Here is a 15,028-nt window from a genome sequence, read left to right on the forward strand (position 1 = left end):
CCATTGCGGACATTCGGCCTATTGCCGCCCGCCGTCCATGGCTTTCCGCTTTCGCGGGAAATCACGACGAACCGGAGATATCCGGCTTGCGCAATTTATTTATTGCGAATCATTATTATTAGCGATATCGAACTACCAAGACGGTGAATGGCGGTCGGGGTTTCCACGTCCCTCGACCGCAGTTCGCCGCGGGGTCCGGCCCTACCCGGACCCCACCCCCTCCCTCTTCAGCAGCATGATCCGCGCCCGTCGCACAGCGACGGTGCGCCCAGTCGTCTATTGTCGACTCTCTATAAATGAGAATCATTCTCAGAATAAATTTGCGATTCATTTTCAATAGCGATAGTCGCCCTGACGCGTACCAACAGGGAAGGACCGCAATGATCGACAGGGATAGGACGGGCAGCAGCTTTCTGGCGCTGGCCTGCATCGGTTTCATCACCAGCGCGCCGGCGGCGGCACAGACCGCGGAGAAAGCCCCGGACGGCGAAAAGCGGCTCGGCGGCATGACCGTCAGCGCGACCGCGATCGACGAGGCGACGCCGAAGGTCGAGCGGCCGGAATCGCCCAAATATACCCGGCCGCTGCTCGACACGCCGCAGACCATCACCGTCATCAACAAGGCGACGATCCAGCAGCAGAACCTGCTGACGCTGCGCGACGTGCTCAGCACCGTGCCGGGCATCACCTTCGGCGCCGGCGAAGGCGGCTTCGGCTATGGCGACCGCATCATCCTGCGCGGCCAGGACGCCAAGAACGACGTCACCGTCGACGGCGTCCGCTCGGGCGCCTTCCTCAACCGCAACGAGGTCTACAATATCGAGCAGGTCGAGGTGACCAACGGCGCCAATTCGGTGATGAACGGCGGCGGCTCGGTCGCGGGCACGATCAACCTGGTGACCAAGCGCCCGCTGGCCGACGACCAGACCGTGCTGAGCGCCGGCGTCGGCACCGACAATTATTACCGCGCGACCGTCGACGCCAACCGGCGGCTCAGCGACCTGATCGCGGTGCGGATCAATGCGGTCTATCACGAGAACGACGTGCCCGGCCGCGACGTCGAGGATTACAAGCGCTGGGGCATCGCCCCGGCGATCACCATCGGCATCGACGGGCCGACCAGCCTGACCCTCCAGGCCGAGCATCTCGACGACAAGGCGATGCCGCAATATGGCCTGCGCTATTATGCCAATAATGGCGGCTTCCTCGACGATTTCGACCGTAGCGGCTATTATGGCTTCGCCAATCTCGACCAGCAGAACAGCAAGACCAACGCGCTGCAGGCGATCTTCAGCCACGCGTTCAGCGACAAGGTGAGCATCCGCAACCTCACCCGCTACGAGAAGATCCGCCAGAACACGATCACCAGCCAGCCGAACGGCACCTTCTGCCTGGCGTCGACCGGGCTGCAGCCGCTGGACATCAACGGCGTCGCCGCCGCCTGCCCGGCCACCGTGCCCGCGGGCTATTACCTGCCCACCGGCGGCCGCGGCGTGCAGCGCTTCATCACCAACGAGACCCACTATAGCCAGACCGACCTCAGCGCCAATTTCGACACCGGCGGCATCGAGCATTCGCTGGTGATCGGCGTCTCGGCGCTATGGGAGGATTATCATCAGAAGCAGGGCACGCTGCCGCGCAACGCCGACGGATCGACCCCGGCCTTCCCGCTGGTCAGCATCTCCAACCCGGAAGCGACCGTCCAGGGCCCGGCCGGCTTCGCCTATGGCAACAACACCTATAACGGCCCGATCAACTTCATCCTGTCGAGCCGCAACGTCGGCACGCAGCGGAGCTATGCCGCCTATCTGTTCGACACGGTGAAGTTCGCCGACTGGTTCGAGATCAACGGCGGCGTCCGCTACGAGGACGTCAAGGGATCGAGCCGGACGCTCAGCTACGTCACCACGGCGGGGGCCGCCAATCTCGGCGACCTCAGCGCGGCGACCGGCCCGTTCAACTTCGGCGACAAGCTCTTCTCCTACCGCGTCGGCGCGGTGGTGAAGCCGACGCCGAACACCAGCCTCTACGTCGCCTATGGCAATTCGAAGCTGCCGTCCAAGGCCTCGGTCGACGGCGCCTGCACCGCCGCCAATTGCCGCCTGAAGCCGGAGACGACCGAGAATTACGAGATCGGCGCCAAGGCCGACCTGTTCGACGCCCGGCTGCTGCTGACCGCCGCCATCTTCCGCAACGAGCGCAACTCGATCAAGGTCAACTCGAACGATCCGACCCTGCCCGACCAGACGCTGGACGGCGGCCAGCGGGTGGAGGGCCTGTCGCTCGGCGCGTCGGGCAACATCACCAGCAACTGGACGATCTCGGCCAACTACATGTACCTGAAGTCGAAGATCCTGCAGGGCGTGTCGAACTTCTGCGTCGCCAATCCGGGGGCGACGGGCTGCGGCAACAGCGCCGCCTTCCCCGATCCGACGCGCGGCTATTCGCTGACCAACACGCCGAAGCATTCGGGCAGCCTGTTCACCACCTACCGCTTCGACTTCGGGCTGGAGCTGGGCTACGGCCTGACCCACCAGGGCAGCTTCCTGCTCAACCAGCCGACGCTCGCGCAGCTCACCGCCGGCAATTATGTCGGCTATCGGGTGCCGAGCTACACGATCCACCGCTTCATGGCGGCCTATCCGATCACGCCGCAGCTCAAGGCGCAGGTGAACGTCCAGAACTTCACCAACGAGAAATATGTGACGACCGTGCGCAACTCCGTCGGCGGCAGCTGGGCACAGCCCGCCCCGACCCGCTCGGCGGTGTTCAGCCTGAACTATCAGTTCTGATGCAGGGGGCCCGGCTTCCTCGGCCGGGCCCTTCTTTCCTCAATGCGATGCCGATCCCGTCCTACAGGACATGGGCGCCGATCGGCATGACCGGCGTGAAGATGCTGCCCACCGCGCCGACGACCGCGCCGACCACGACGAACAGGATGATCGCGGCGATCACCGTGACGATCGTATAGGCGAGCGCCTTCTCCTTCGGCGCCTTCATCAGCACCGGCAGCCCCAGATAGAGCAGGTAGAAGCCGTAGAGGCTGATCAGCCCGGCGATCACCGTGAGCTGCGGAAGGATCATCAGCAGGCCCGCCACCCAGCCGGCGGTGTTCGAATAGGCCGCGACCTTGAACGCCTGCACCGGATTGCGCGTGCCGCCGAAGCTGGGCGCCAGCGCGTCGATGATCATGCCGAGCACATAGGTGCTGATCAGCGACAGCACATAGCTGACGATCGCCGACGACAGCGCGGTGACGATCGGCACGCGGAACGCGACCCCCAGCACCGAATAGCCGAACAGCGCGCTGCCGATGAAGGTGCAGATCGCCGGGATCGCCGCGAGGACGATCACGTAATTCTTGTAGATGTCGCCGATCGTCGACGGCTCGCCGTCGATGACGGGCCATTCGGTCTTCGGCGCGACGAGGATGTTCTTGGCCCGTTCGACGAGGCCGGCACGTGTGGAAGCCATCGACAACCTTCCTTTCAAGGTGTCGCCCGCCCCGCCGTCATGATTGTTCAGCTTGGTGGTCGCCGCAAGCTAATTCGTTACGGCTGCTGTCAGTCCCGCGGATAGGGCCGGGTGATCGCTTCGAGCATATGGCCGTCGGGATCGGTGAAGTAGACGCCCCGGCCGCCGCCCAGATGGTTGATCGCGCCGGGCCGGGTCCGCGCCGGATCGGCCCAATGGTCGAGCCCCCTGGCGCGGATGCGGCCGAGCACGGCGTCGAAGCTCGCCTCGTCGACCAGGAAGGCATAATGCTGCGGCGCGACCCGCCCGTCCTTCTCCATGAAGTCGAGCGACACGCCGTTGTCGAGGTCGACGACGAGGAAATGGTGGAAGGGCACCGGCGCGGGACGCCCCAGCATCTCCGCCAGGAACCCGGCCGATCGCGCCTTGTCGCTGCACCAGATGATGCTGTGGTTGAGCTCCACCGCCATGGAGCGGAGATAGGTATGGCGCGCGGGATTTCCACCCGCCCGCTCATCCAGCCGTCATGCTGAAACAAGTTCAGCGTGACGAGGTGGGGACCTAGAACCACCCCGCCGCCTTGAGCGCCGGCGCCTGCGCCCGGCTGACCGGCGCGGTCAGGCCGCCCGCCAGCCGGGCCTCGCCGGCGCCGCCGCGCCGCCAGCGTATCGCCTCGATCGCGTCGGCGGCGGCCCACCAACTCCTGTGCAGCCGATGGCCGTGCGCCTGCGCCAGTTCGGCCATCGCGTCGGCGAAGCGCATCGTCAGCAGCTCGACGCCCTCGCCGGTGTGGACCCGCAGATAATGGTCGTGCGCCTCGATCGCGATCAGCCGCGCGGTGCGGCGCTTCGCCGACAGGTGGCGGCGGAAGGCGGCCTCCGCCTCGGGCAGCGGCGGCGCGACCAGCGTCACCGTCTCGACCTCGCGGCGCGGCCGGCGCCAGGCGAGCGCGCGCACCGTCATCACCGGCAGCGATATGACGAAGACATGGCCGAGATTGTGGAGCCAGTGGGCGAGGCTCAGCGGATGGCCGCCCAGCCAATGGCCGGTCGCGTCGACCAGCAGGGTCACCCCCGGCGTCATCAGGATCGAGACGGCGAGCAGCCGCCACCACAAGGGCGCCAGCCGGTGGCCGGCCAGCTCGTCGATCGCGATGCCGATCACGCCGCCGCCGATGATGCAGATCAGCCAGTAGAGGAAGCGCGGCCCGGTCGGCAGGCCGTCGGTGTCATAGGGGCCGATCGCGCCCATGAAGGCGCCGACCGCGGCGAGCAGCGCGGCCTCGGCGGCGATCCGGCGCCCGCGCCTCATCCCTGTCGCCATGCCGTCCAACCCGTCCTCCGGAGCCGTGGGGCACCGTTCGCGCAGGGCCGGCACCATTCGCGAAAACCAGCCTAGCCGCGCCGCCGGAAGCCCGCAATCTCGCCCGCATCATCAACGGGAAACGAGGACATATGATGACCGGCGCGACGATGCGGACACGAACGGCGACGGCGCTGCGGGCGACCGCCGCGCTGCTGAGCGTGGGGGTGGCGCTGGTCTCCTACCGCTATCTGGCCGGGGTCGGGCCACGGGCGCCGCAGATCCTCGCCAACCTGTTCGCCCGGCCCTGGCTCGCGCTCCATGTCGCGGGCGCGGCGACGGCGCTGCTGCTCGGCCCCGCGCAGTTCGTCGCGGGGCTGCGGGCGGCCGCGCCCCGGGTCCATCGCTGGGTCGGGCGGAGCTATGTGCTCGGCTGCCTGCTCGGCGCGGTCGCCGGGCTGGTGCTCGCCTTCGGATCGACCGCCGGGCCGGTCGCGACCGTCGGCTTCGGCACCCTCTCGATCCTGTGGATCGTCGTCAATGTCGAGGGGTGGCGCGCCGCGCTCCAGCGCCGCTTCGCCGATCATCGCGCCTGGATGATCCGCTCCTTCGCGCTGACCTTCGCGGCGGTGACGCTGCGGCTCTACCTGCCGCTCTTCCCGCTGCTCGGCGTCGATTTCGTCGACGGCTATCGCGCGGTGTCGATCCTGAGCTGGGTGCCCAACCTGATCCTCGCCGAGCTCTACGTCCGGCGGGCGATCCCGGCGGCGGCGATCCTCGCCGCGACGAAGGCCGCCCGCTCCGCCACCGGCGCCAGCGGCAGCGCGACCAGTTCATAGCCGCAATCCGCATAGGCGCGCTCCATCGCCCGCGCCGTCGCCGCCGCTTCCTCGGGCGACTGCCTGCGCTCGGCGTCCTGCGCGAAGATGGCGGGCCAGTGCGGGGCGATGAAGACCTGGCGGTTGTAGCGATGGAGCCCGGCCGCGCGGCGGAGCGGATCGGGCACCGGCAGGCCGCACAGCGCGCGATAGCCGATCACGTCGGGAATTCCGCGATCGAGGATCACCGGCCCCGCCATCGCCCGCGCCTCGCGGTGCGAGCGCAGCTCCCAGCCCAGCATCAGATCGGCGAATGCCGCCCGGTCGGCCCAGGGCAGCGCGTCGCCGCCGATCGCGACCTGGTCCTGGATGATCGCGCGGCCCGCCTCCGGCATGGTCGCATGGCCGGCCGCCGCCAGCGCCGCGATCAGGCTGCTCTTGCCCGATCCGGGGCCGCCGGTGACGACGAACAGATGGTCGGTGGTCATGGCCTCTCCCGTTTACCTATGTGGCGCCTGCCGCTATGCCGCCGGGCGATGAGCAACAAGCTGACCGAGATCTGCGACGCCAAGCGCGATCATGTCGCCCGCCGCAAGGCGGAGACCTCCTTCGCCGAGCTGACGGCGCGGGCCAAGGCCGCCGACGCGCCGCGCGGCTTCCGCGCCGCGCTCGACCGCAAGGTGGCCGAGGGCGGCTACGGCCTGATCGCCGAGATCAAGAAGGCGTCGCCGTCCAAGGGGCTGATCCGTCCCGATTTCGATCCGCCCGCCCATGCCCGCGCCTATCAGGCAGCGGGGGCGGCCTGCCTGTCGGTGCTCACCGACATGCCCTATTTCCAGGGCCATGACGACTATCTGGTGCAGGCGCGCGCCGCCTGCGCGCTGCCGGCGCTGCGCAAGGACTTCATCGTCGATCCCTGGCAGGTGACCGAGGCCCGCGCGCTGGGCGCCGACGCGATCCTGATCATCGTCGCCGCGCTCGACGACGGCCAGATGGCCGAGATCGAGGCCGCAGCGATCGAGCATGGCATGGACGCGCTGGTCGAGGTCCACGACGCCGACGAGTTCGACCGGGCGTTGCGACTGCACTCGCGGCTGATCGGCGTCAACAACCGCGACCTGCGCGACTTCACCATCGACTTCGCCCGCACCTACGAGCTGGTCGGCCACGCGCCCGCGGGCTGCACCTTCGTCGCCGAGAGCGGGCTCGGCTCCAAGGCCGACCTCGACGCCATGGCCGAGCATGGCGTGGGCTGCTTCCTGGTCGGGGAATCGCTGATGCGGCAGGACGACCTCGCCGCGGCGACGCGCAGGCTGCTGACCGGGGCATGAGCCCGAAGCTCACCCATATCGACGCCGAGGGCGCCGCCCGCATGGTCGACGTGTCGGCCAAGGCGGAGACGAAGCGCGAGGCGGTGGCCGAGGGCCGCATCCTGATCGGCGCGGCGGCGCTCGACGCGATCCGCGCCGGATCGGTCAAGAAGGGCGACGTGCTCGCGGTCGCGCGCGTCGCCGGGATCATGGCGGCGAAGAAGACCGCCGATCTGATCCCGCTCTGCCATCCGCTGCCGATCTCGGGCGTCACCCTCGACCTCGCGATCGAGGCCGACGGCATCCGCGCCACCGCGACCGTCGCCACCACCTACACCACCGGCATCGAGATGGAGGCGCTGACCGCCGTCACCGCCGCGCTGCTGACCGTCTACGACATGGCCAAGGCGCTCGACCGGGGAATGCGGATCGAGGGCGTCCGCCTGCTGTCCAAGACCGGCGGCAAGTCGGGCGACTGGAAGGTCGGGGACGCCTGATGGCCCTGATCGCGGTCGCCGAGGCGCAGGCCCGCATGCTCGCGCTGAAGGCGCCGCTGGCGATCGAGACGGTGCCGCTGTTCGATGCCGCCGGCCGCTTCGCCGCCGCCGACATCCGCGCCCGCCGCACCCAGCCCGCCGCCGACCTGTCGGCGATGGACGGCTATGCGATCCGCTTCGCCGAACGGCCGGGCCCGTGGACCGTGGTCGGCGAGAGCGCGGCGGGCGGCGGGCTCGGCCGCGCGCTGGCGCCGGGCGAAGCCGCGCGCATCTTCACCGGCGCGCCGGTGCCCGAGGGCGCCGACGTGATCCTGGTCCAGGAGGAGGCCGCGCGCGACGGCGACCGGCTGGCCATGACGGGCGAGGGGCCGCCCCGGATCGGCGCGCACATCCGCCGGCGCGGCGGCGACTTCGCCGAGGGCGGCCTGCTGATCCCCGAGGGCGCGCCGATCGGCGCGGCGGCGATCGCGCTGGCGGCGAGCGGCGGCCATGGCGCGGTCGCCGTCCACCGTCGGCCGCGCATTGCGCTGCTGTCGACCGGCAACGAGCTGGTCGCGCCGGGCGCGCCGACGCCGGGGGCGCTGCTCCCCGCCTCCAACGGCCCGATGCTGGCGGCGCTGCTGCGGGGAGAGGCCTGCGCGGTGCAGGACCATGGCATCGTCCGCGACGATCTCGACGCGATCGCCGCCGCCTTCACGGCGATGGCGGCGGGCGCCGACATCATCGTCACGACCGGGGGCGCCTCGGTCGGCGACCATGACCTGGTGCTGCCGGCGCTGGAGAAGGCGGGCGCGCGGATCGATGTCTGGAAGGTGCGGATGAAGCCGGGCAAGCCGGTGATGATCGGCACGCTCGGCGACACGATCATACTCGGCCTGCCCGGCAATCCGGTGTCGGCCTTCGTCACCGCGACCCTGTTCCTCAAGCCGCTGATCGCGCACCTGCTCGGCGCGGCGAACCCGGTGCCGGAGCCGGTCGTCGCGCGGCTCGGCGCGCCGCTGGCGGCGACGCGGGACCGGGCCGAATATTTCCGCGGACGCTGGGCCGGCGGCCGCGCGGTGCCGTTGTCGGGACAGGACAGCGCGGGGCTGTCGGCGCTGGTCGACGCGGCGCTGCTGATCGTCCGCCCGCCGGACTCGCCCGGCCTCGACGAAGGCGCCGAGGTGCCGGTTTTACCGATCGCTTGACAGATTCCGGCCAGTTGCCTAAATGTTCTCCGTCCGTTCCCGACGAGGGCATTTGCCATGCTGACCCGCAAGCAACATGAACTGCTGTGCTTCATCAACGACCGGCTGTTGCAGACCGGCGTGTCCCCCTCGTTCGAGGAGATGAAGGAGGCGCTCGACCTCAAGTCGAAGTCGGGCGTCCACCGCCTGATCAGCGCGCTCGAGGAACGCAATTTCATCCGCCGCCTGCCCAACCGCGCCCGCGCGCTGGAGGTGCTGCGCATGCCCGAGACGGCAACCGCCAAGCCGACCGCCGCCGCGTCGGGCAAGGCGAAGGCCGCCGCGCCGGCCGTCCCGCAGGCTGCCAACGAGAATGTGCTGGAGATTCCGCTGCACGGCCGCATCGCCGCCGGCCTGCCGATCGAGGCGCTGGAAGGGCAGAGCAGCCTGTCGGTGCCCGCCGCGCTGCTCGGCCCGGGCGAGCATTATGCGCTCGAGGTGGCCGGGGATTCGATGGTCGAGGCCGGCATCCTCGACGGCGACTATGCGCTGATCCGCCGCGCCGAGACGGCCCGCGACGGCGAGATCGTCGTCGCGCTGATCGCCGATGCCGAGGCGACGCTCAAATATTTCCGCCGCGAGGGCGCGATGATCCGGCTCGACCCGGCCAACCGCGCCTATGACCCGCAGCGCTACAAGCCCGACCAGGTCCGCATCCAGGGCAAGCTCGCCGGCCTGTTGCGGCGCTACTGATTGTCGACGTCATCCACCCTCTCCTCGTCATGCCAGTACAGGCTGGCATGACGGTTAGGTGGGGTTTGGCCGCTCCAGCGACAGGTAGATGCTGTCGCACCACTCCTCGCCGACCAGCCAGGTTCGCTCGGCGAAGCCGTTTTCCGCGAAATTCAGCCGCCTGAGCAAGTTCAGCGATCCGACATTGCGCGGATCGACGTCGGCGACGATCCGCTCCAACCCATGGACGTCGAACGCCCGCCCGATCAGCGGCGTCAGCGCCTCGGCGGCGAGCCCCAAACCCCAATGGTCGGGCCGCAGGATGAAACCGATCTCGGGAAAGCGGTAGAGCCCGGCCTTGCCGATCACCCTTCCCGCATGTTCGATCACGAAATCCTCGCCCTCCGCGGGCGGAATCGCGATCATGTCATCCAGCCAGGCACGGGTGTCGTCGATCGATGCATGGGGCAGGCTCGACCAATAACGCATTGCCGTCCGGTCGCTCAGCACCGCGTGCAGATCGTCCAGGTCGCTCGGACGAACGGCTCGAAGCAGCAGGCGCGCGGTGCGGATCTCGACCATTGTTGCTCCCTTACATCCGGAAGGTCGACCAGGGGTGGCGGCCGACCGCCGCCGCCACGCTGTCGACCGCACCGCGATCGAGGTCAATGGCGAGGCCGCCGGTCCGCGCCAGCAGCGGGCGGTCGATCTTGAGCCAGCGCGGCGTGCAGCCGCGCGGCAGGCGGCGTTCGCTGATCGCGATGTCGGCGGCGGCGCAGGCTCGCGACAGCCGGGTCCAGTCGAGCCGATAGGGGCTGCGCGTCGCGAGGATGCGCCAGCGCCGCCCACCGCGTTGGATATCGGTGATGCAGAGATCGGCCGAGCAGCGCGCCTGCATCAGCGCATCGACCGGCAGCGCTTCGGCATCGACGCCCGCCGCCTCGCCGAGCACGCCGCGGATATAGTCGCCCGCGCGATCGCGCAGCAGCGCGACCCGGCCATCGCCGAGGACGAAGGCGACGTGGCGGCCGTCACCCGTCACCAGCAGGTCGGGCGTCGGCGACAGCAGCGCCCATAGCGCGCCCGCCGCGACGGGCAGCAGCCCCCAGCGCCGCGCCCGCGTCCGCCACAGCGCCAGCCACAATCCGCCCGCCGCCATCAGCGTGAAGGCACCCCACGCCATGGTCGGCAGCATCGCCACCGCGCCGGGCGCCGCCGCGACGGTCCGCGCGATCCACAGCAGCAGCGCGAGCGCCTGCGACACCAGCCACCAGGCCGGCGCGCCGATCCCGGCGATGTCGAGCAGCAGCGCCAGCGCCTCCAGCGGCATGATCACGAAGGTGGTGAGCGGGATCGCGACCATGTTGGCGAGCGCGCCGTAGAAGCCCGACTTGTGGAAATGGAACAGCGCGATCGGCGCGAGCGCGACCTCGATCACCAGCCCCGACAGCAGCAGCACCGCCAGGCCCCGGCCGAACCGCGCCGCCGCCCCCTCGTCGCGACGCGCGGCGAAGGCGGCGACGCGCGGATGGTCGAGCGTCGCGACCAGCGCGGTCACCGCCGCGAAGCTGAGCTGGAAGCTCGGCCCCGCCAGCGCCTCGGGCCAGAACAGCAGCACGACCAGCGCGCCCGTCGCGACCAGCCGCAGGGTCAGCGCCTCGCGCCCCATCGCGATCCCGGCCAGCACCAGCAGCGCGGCGACGCACGACCGGATCGTCGGCACCTGCGCGCCCGACAATAATGTATAGGCGATACCTGCCAGCGCCCCGGCGCCCGCCGCGATCAGCAGCAGCGGCGCGCGCAGCGCCAGCGCCGGGCTGAGCGCGAGCAGCCGCAGGGCGAGCAGCAGCACGCCGCCGACCACCGCCGAGACGTGCAGCCCCGACACCGACAGCAGGTGCGCGAGCCCCGACCGGCGCAGCGCCTCGGCATCCTCCTCGGCGATCGCGCCCTGGTCGCCGGTCGCGAGCGAGGCGGCGATGCCCCCGGCACTCATCCCCGTCACCCGCGCCTCGATATGCTCCGACAGGCGGGCGCGGCGATCAGCGAGCCAGTCGAGCGGGCCGCGCCCGTCGCCGGCCGGCACGATCCCGGGCGGGTCGAGCGCCTTGCCGGTCGCGCCGATCCCCTGGAACCAGGCGGCGCGCGCGAAATCATAGGCGCCGGGCACCGCCGGCGGCGCGGGCGGCATCAGCCGGGCGCGCACCCGGATGCGCCCGCCGGCCGCGACCGGCCGCTCCAGATCGGCCTGGTCGACGTTGAGCCGGATGCGGTGCGGCAGCAGCAGGCCGGCATCGGGCGCGATCGTCAGCCGGGTCAGCTCGCGCGCGGGCATCCGCTCGACCGCCTCGATCCGGCCCGCGACCTCGGTCACCACCGGCCGGTCGATGCGCGGCGCGGCGACCCAGTCGGCGCGTGCCCAGACCAGCAGCAGCCCGGCGATCGCCGCCAGCGCCCCGACCAGCAGCATCCGTCCGGCCCGCCGCCCGACACCGAGGGCGACCCCGCACAGCGCGATCCCGGCGAGAAGCGCCAGCGCCGCGAACCAGCCGTTCCGGTCGGGCAGCACCAGCCACAAGGCGATGCCGCCGCCGAGCGCGACCGGCAGCCACAGCGCGACCTGGTCCCGCTCCGCCTCCAGCCAGGCTTCGAGTCGCGCGGCGATCCTATGGCCGATCGCCGGGCGGACGGCGGACCCGATCGGCGGCGGCGCCCGGAAAAGCCCGGCTTTCAGCATGTCGCCGGACGCCACCGCCGATTCGCAGCGGTTGGCCCGTCCGCCGGTTTGACCCGGCGGGAAAATGCTTTACGGGGCGCATCGACATCGCAGGCCATCGGGCCCGATCTTGGAGAAAGCGCGCGTGGGCGCAAGCATGGAAAAGCAGACCGTCGTCACCCGTTTCGCCCCGTCGCCGACGGGCTTCCTGCACATCGGCGGCGCCCGCACCGCCCTGTTCAACTGGCTGTTCGCCCGCCACCATGGCGGCAAGTTCCTGCTCCGCATCGAGGATACCGACCGGGCGCGATCGACCCAGGAGGCGATCGACGCGATCCTCGACGGGATGCGCTGGCTCGACCTCGGCTGGGACGGCGACGTCGTCTACCAGTTCGCCCGCGCCGAACGCCATGCCGAGGTCGCCCGCGAACTGCTCGCCAACGGCCATGCCTATCGCTGCTACGCGACCCCGGAGGAACTGGCCGAGCTGCGCGAGCAGCAGCGCGCCGCCAAGCAGCCGCTGCGCTATGACGGTCGCTGGCGCGACCGCGACCCGTCCGAGGCGCCCGAAGGCGCGCCCTTCGTCATCCGGCTGAAGGCGCCGCGCACCGGCGAGGTGACGATCGACGACCAGGTCCAGGGCCCGGTCACCGTCCAGAATGCCGAGCTGGACGACATGATCCTGCTCCGCTCGGACGGCACGCCGACCTATATGCTCGCGGTGGTGGTCGACGATCACGACATGGGCGTCACCCATGTCATCCGCGGCGACGACCATCTCAACAACGCCTTCCGCCAGCTCGCGCTGATCCGCGCCATGGGGTGGGAGGAGCCGGTCTACGCGCATATCCCGCTGATCCACGGCGCCGACGGCGCCAAGCTGTCGAAGCGGCACGGCGCGCTCGGCGTCGACGCCTATCGCGACGAGCTGGGCCTGCTGTCGGAGGCGGTGAACAACTATCTGCTGCGGCTCGGCTGGGGCCATGGCGACGACGAGATCATCAGCCGCGAGCAGGCGATCGAGTGGTTCGACCTGGCCGGCGTCGGCCGCTCGCCGTCGCGCTTCGATTTCAAGAAGCTGGAGAATCTCAACGGCCATTATATGCGCGAGGCCGACGACGCCCGGCTGGCCGATCTGATCGCCCCCGGAGTCGCGGCGCGGGCCGGCCGGGAATTCGATTCGGCGGACCACGACCTTCTGCTCCGCAGCATCCCTTTCCTCAAGGTAAGGGCGAAGGATATCAATGAGTTGGCCGAGGGCGCGAGCTTTCTGTTTCGCACTCGCCCGCTCGATATGGACGAGAAGGCCGCATCGCTGCTAGACGATCCCGGCAAGGCGTTGCTGGCCCAGGCTCGCGAGGCGCTTGCCGCCACGGACGACTGGTCGGCGCTTGCGCTGGAGGCGGGGGTCCGGTCGGTGGCGGAACGCGGGGGGATCGGCCTCGGCAAGGTGGCGCAACCGCTCCGCGCGGCGCTCACCGGCCGCACCACATCCCCCGGCATTTTCGATGTCCTGGCCCTCCTCGGCCGCGAGGAGAGCCTGGGGCGGCTCGACGATCAGTTGGGGTGATCGGGCAGGACTGAAATAACCGGGATTGCCGCCTCGCGGCAAAGGGGCGAACGACAGGAGATTGAACATGGCGGATACTGTGAAACTGGAGATCGGCGGCAAGACGTCCGAATATCCGGTCCTGTCGGGCACGGTCGGCCCCGATGTCGTCGACATCCGCAAGCTCTACGGCGCGACCGGCGCCTTCACCTATGATCCGGGCTTCACCTCCACCGCGTCGTGCCAGTCGGCGCTGACCTATATCGACGGCGACCAGGGCATCCTGCTCCACCGCGGCTATCCGATCGACCAGCTCGCCGAGCAGTCGAGCTTCATGGAAGTCTCCTACCTGCTGATCAACGGCGAGCTGCCGAGCAAGAAGGAGCTGGAGGACTTCACCTACACGATCAGCCGCCACACCATGCTGCACGAGCAGCTCGCCACCTTCTATCGCGGCTTCCGCCGCGACGCGCACCCGATGGCGATCATGTGCGGCGTGGTCGGCGCGCTGTCGGCCTTCTACCACGACTCGACCGACATCAACGACCCGAAGCAGCGGATGATCGCCAGCCACCGGCTGATCGCCAAGATGCCGACGATCGCGGCGATGGCGTATAAATATTCGGTGGGCCAGCCCTTCCTCTATCCGAAGAACGACCTCAGCTACACCGCCAACTTCCTGCGCATGACTTTCGGCGTGCCCGCCGAGGAATATGAGCCCGATCCCGTCATCGTCTCGGCGATGGACAAGATCTTCATCCTCCACGCCGACCATGAGCAGAACGCCTCGACCTCGACCGTGCGCCTCGCCGGTTCGTCGGGCGCCAACCCGTTCGCCTGCATCGCAGCGGGCATCGCCTGCCTGTGGGGCCCGGCGCATGGCGGCGCGAACGAGGCCGCGCTCAACATGCTCCGCGAGATCGGCACGCCCGATCGCATCCCGGAATATATCGCCCGCGCCAAGAACAAGGACGATCCCTTCCGCCTGATGGGCTTCGGCCACCGCGTCTACAAGAATTTCGATCCGCGCGCGAAGGTGCTCGGCAAGGCGGCGACCGAGGTGCTCGACAAGCTCGGCATCAACGACCCGGTCCTCGACACCGCCCGCGAGCTCGAGCAGATCGCGCTCAAGGACCAGTATTTCATCGACAAGAAGCTCTATCCGAACGTCGATTTCTACTCGGGCGTGATCCTGTCGGCGATCGGCTTCCCGACCACGATGTTCACCGTCCTGTTCGCGCTCGCCCGCACCGTCGGCTGGGTCGCGCAGTGGAACGAGATGATCTCGGACCCCGAGCAGAAGATCGGCCGCCCGCGCCAGCTCTACACCGGCCCGGCGCAGCGCGACTATGTGCCCGTCAGCCAGCGGTGATTTTGATTTGAGCGGAAAGGACGAGGCCGGGGCGAAAGCTCCGGCCTTTTTCTTTGCCCTTCACTCTTTCAAGAAAACGTCACCCCGGCGGA

General features: G+C 69.5%; 14 protein-coding genes. 8 read left to right on the plus strand and 6 right to left on the minus strand.

Annotated elements, in window-relative coordinates; translation table 11 throughout:
- Window positions 1–380: 380 nt before the first annotated feature.
- Entirely contained in the window at window positions 381–2,792 is a 2,412-nt protein-coding gene (locus HRJ34_RS16390; protein WP_208631851.1) for a TonB-dependent receptor, read from the plus strand.
- Window positions 2,793–2,853: 61 nt separating this feature from the next.
- Here HRJ34_RS16390 and HRJ34_RS16395 read toward each other — a convergent pair whose 3' ends face one another.
- The 3 genes from HRJ34_RS16395 to HRJ34_RS16405 all read right to left on the minus strand — a co-directional run bounded on the left by HRJ34_RS16395 (window position 2,854) and on the right by HRJ34_RS16405 (window position 4,785).
- The gene (locus HRJ34_RS16395; RefSeq protein WP_012049414.1) at window positions 2,854–3,474 is read right to left on the minus strand and encodes a Yip1 family protein; all 621 of its coding nucleotides are present in this window, start codon (window positions 3,472–3,474) and stop codon (window positions 2,854–2,856) included.
- 89 nt (window positions 3,475–3,563) lie between these two features.
- Window positions 3,564–3,944, minus strand: a complete 381-nt coding sequence (locus HRJ34_RS16400) for a VOC family protein (protein WP_012049413.1) — start codon at window positions 3,942–3,944, stop codon at window positions 3,564–3,566.
- 91 nt (window positions 3,945–4,035) lie between these two features.
- The gene (locus tag HRJ34_RS16405) at window positions 4,036–4,785 is read right to left on the minus strand and encodes a LytTR family DNA-binding domain-containing protein (RefSeq protein ID WP_226948817.1); all 750 of its coding nucleotides are present in this window, start codon (window positions 4,783–4,785) and stop codon (window positions 4,036–4,038) included.
- Window positions 4,786–4,931: 146 nt separating this feature from the next.
- Here HRJ34_RS16405 and HRJ34_RS16410 point away from each other — a divergent pair, with 146 nt between their 5' ends.
- On the plus strand, window positions 4,932–5,615 hold the full coding sequence (locus HRJ34_RS16410; RefSeq protein ID WP_226948818.1) for a DUF2306 domain-containing protein: 684 nt from the start codon (window positions 4,932–4,934) through the stop codon (window positions 5,613–5,615).
- Here HRJ34_RS16410 and HRJ34_RS16415 read toward each other — a convergent pair.
- Window positions 5,519–6,082, minus strand: a complete 564-nt coding sequence (locus tag HRJ34_RS16415) for an AAA family ATPase (protein WP_030092472.1) — start codon at window positions 6,080–6,082, stop codon at window positions 5,519–5,521. The genes HRJ34_RS16410 and HRJ34_RS16415 overlap by 97 nt on opposite strands.
- A 48-nt stretch (window positions 6,083–6,130) precedes the next feature.
- On the opposite strand from HRJ34_RS16415, the gene trpC reads away from it, so the two are divergent.
- The 4 genes from trpC to lexA are packed head-to-tail and all read left to right on the plus strand — an operon-like array spanning window position 6,131 to window position 9,320.
- Complete coding sequence (gene trpC / locus HRJ34_RS16420) at window positions 6,131–6,925, plus strand: indole-3-glycerol phosphate synthase TrpC (RefSeq protein ID WP_208631853.1); 795 nt, start codon at window positions 6,131–6,133, stop codon at window positions 6,923–6,925.
- Entirely contained in the window at window positions 6,922–7,401 is a 480-nt protein-coding gene (moaC, locus tag HRJ34_RS16425; protein WP_208631854.1) for a cyclic pyranopterin monophosphate synthase MoaC, read from the plus strand. Before trpC ends, moaC begins: the two co-directional genes overlap by 4 nt.
- The gene (locus HRJ34_RS16430) at window positions 7,401–8,588 is read left to right on the plus strand and encodes a molybdopterin molybdotransferase MoeA (RefSeq protein ID WP_208631855.1); all 1,188 of its coding nucleotides are present in this window, start codon (window positions 7,401–7,403) and stop codon (window positions 8,586–8,588) included. The genes moaC and HRJ34_RS16430 overlap by 1 nt, the downstream gene beginning before the upstream one ends.
- A 57-nt stretch (window positions 8,589–8,645) precedes the next feature.
- Window positions 8,646–9,320: a transcriptional repressor LexA gene (gene lexA / locus HRJ34_RS16435; protein WP_012049407.1), complete on the plus strand. Its 675-nt coding sequence runs from the start codon at window positions 8,646–8,648 to the stop codon at window positions 9,318–9,320.
- A gap of 54 nt (window positions 9,321–9,374) precedes the next feature.
- Here the strand turns inward: lexA and HRJ34_RS16440 are convergent, their stop codons facing one another.
- The gene (locus HRJ34_RS16440) at window positions 9,375–9,881 is read right to left on the minus strand and encodes a GNAT family N-acetyltransferase (protein WP_208631856.1); all 507 of its coding nucleotides are present in this window, start codon (window positions 9,879–9,881) and stop codon (window positions 9,375–9,377) included.
- Between the two features lie 10 nt (window positions 9,882–9,891).
- The gene (locus HRJ34_RS16445; RefSeq protein ID WP_208631857.1) at window positions 9,892–12,036 is read right to left on the minus strand and encodes a ComEC/Rec2 family competence protein; all 2,145 of its coding nucleotides are present in this window, start codon (window positions 12,034–12,036) and stop codon (window positions 9,892–9,894) included.
- Window positions 12,037–12,172: 136 nt separating this feature from the next.
- Here HRJ34_RS16445 and gltX point away from each other — a divergent pair, with 136 nt between their 5' ends.
- Complete coding sequence (gltX, locus tag HRJ34_RS16450; protein WP_208631858.1) at window positions 12,173–13,585, plus strand: glutamate--tRNA ligase; 1,413 nt, start codon at window positions 12,173–12,175, stop codon at window positions 13,583–13,585.
- A 67-nt stretch (window positions 13,586–13,652) separates the two neighbouring features.
- Window positions 13,653–14,936: a citrate synthase gene (locus HRJ34_RS16455; protein ID WP_012049403.1), complete on the plus strand. Its 1,284-nt coding sequence runs from the start codon at window positions 13,653–13,655 to the stop codon at window positions 14,934–14,936.
- Window positions 14,937–15,028 lie beyond the last annotated feature (92 nt).

It is taken from the genome of Rhizorhabdus wittichii, from assembly GCF_017607425.1.
In the GTDB taxonomy this organism is placed as follows: Bacteria; Pseudomonadota; Alphaproteobacteria; order Sphingomonadales; family Sphingomonadaceae; genus Rhizorhabdus; species Rhizorhabdus wittichii.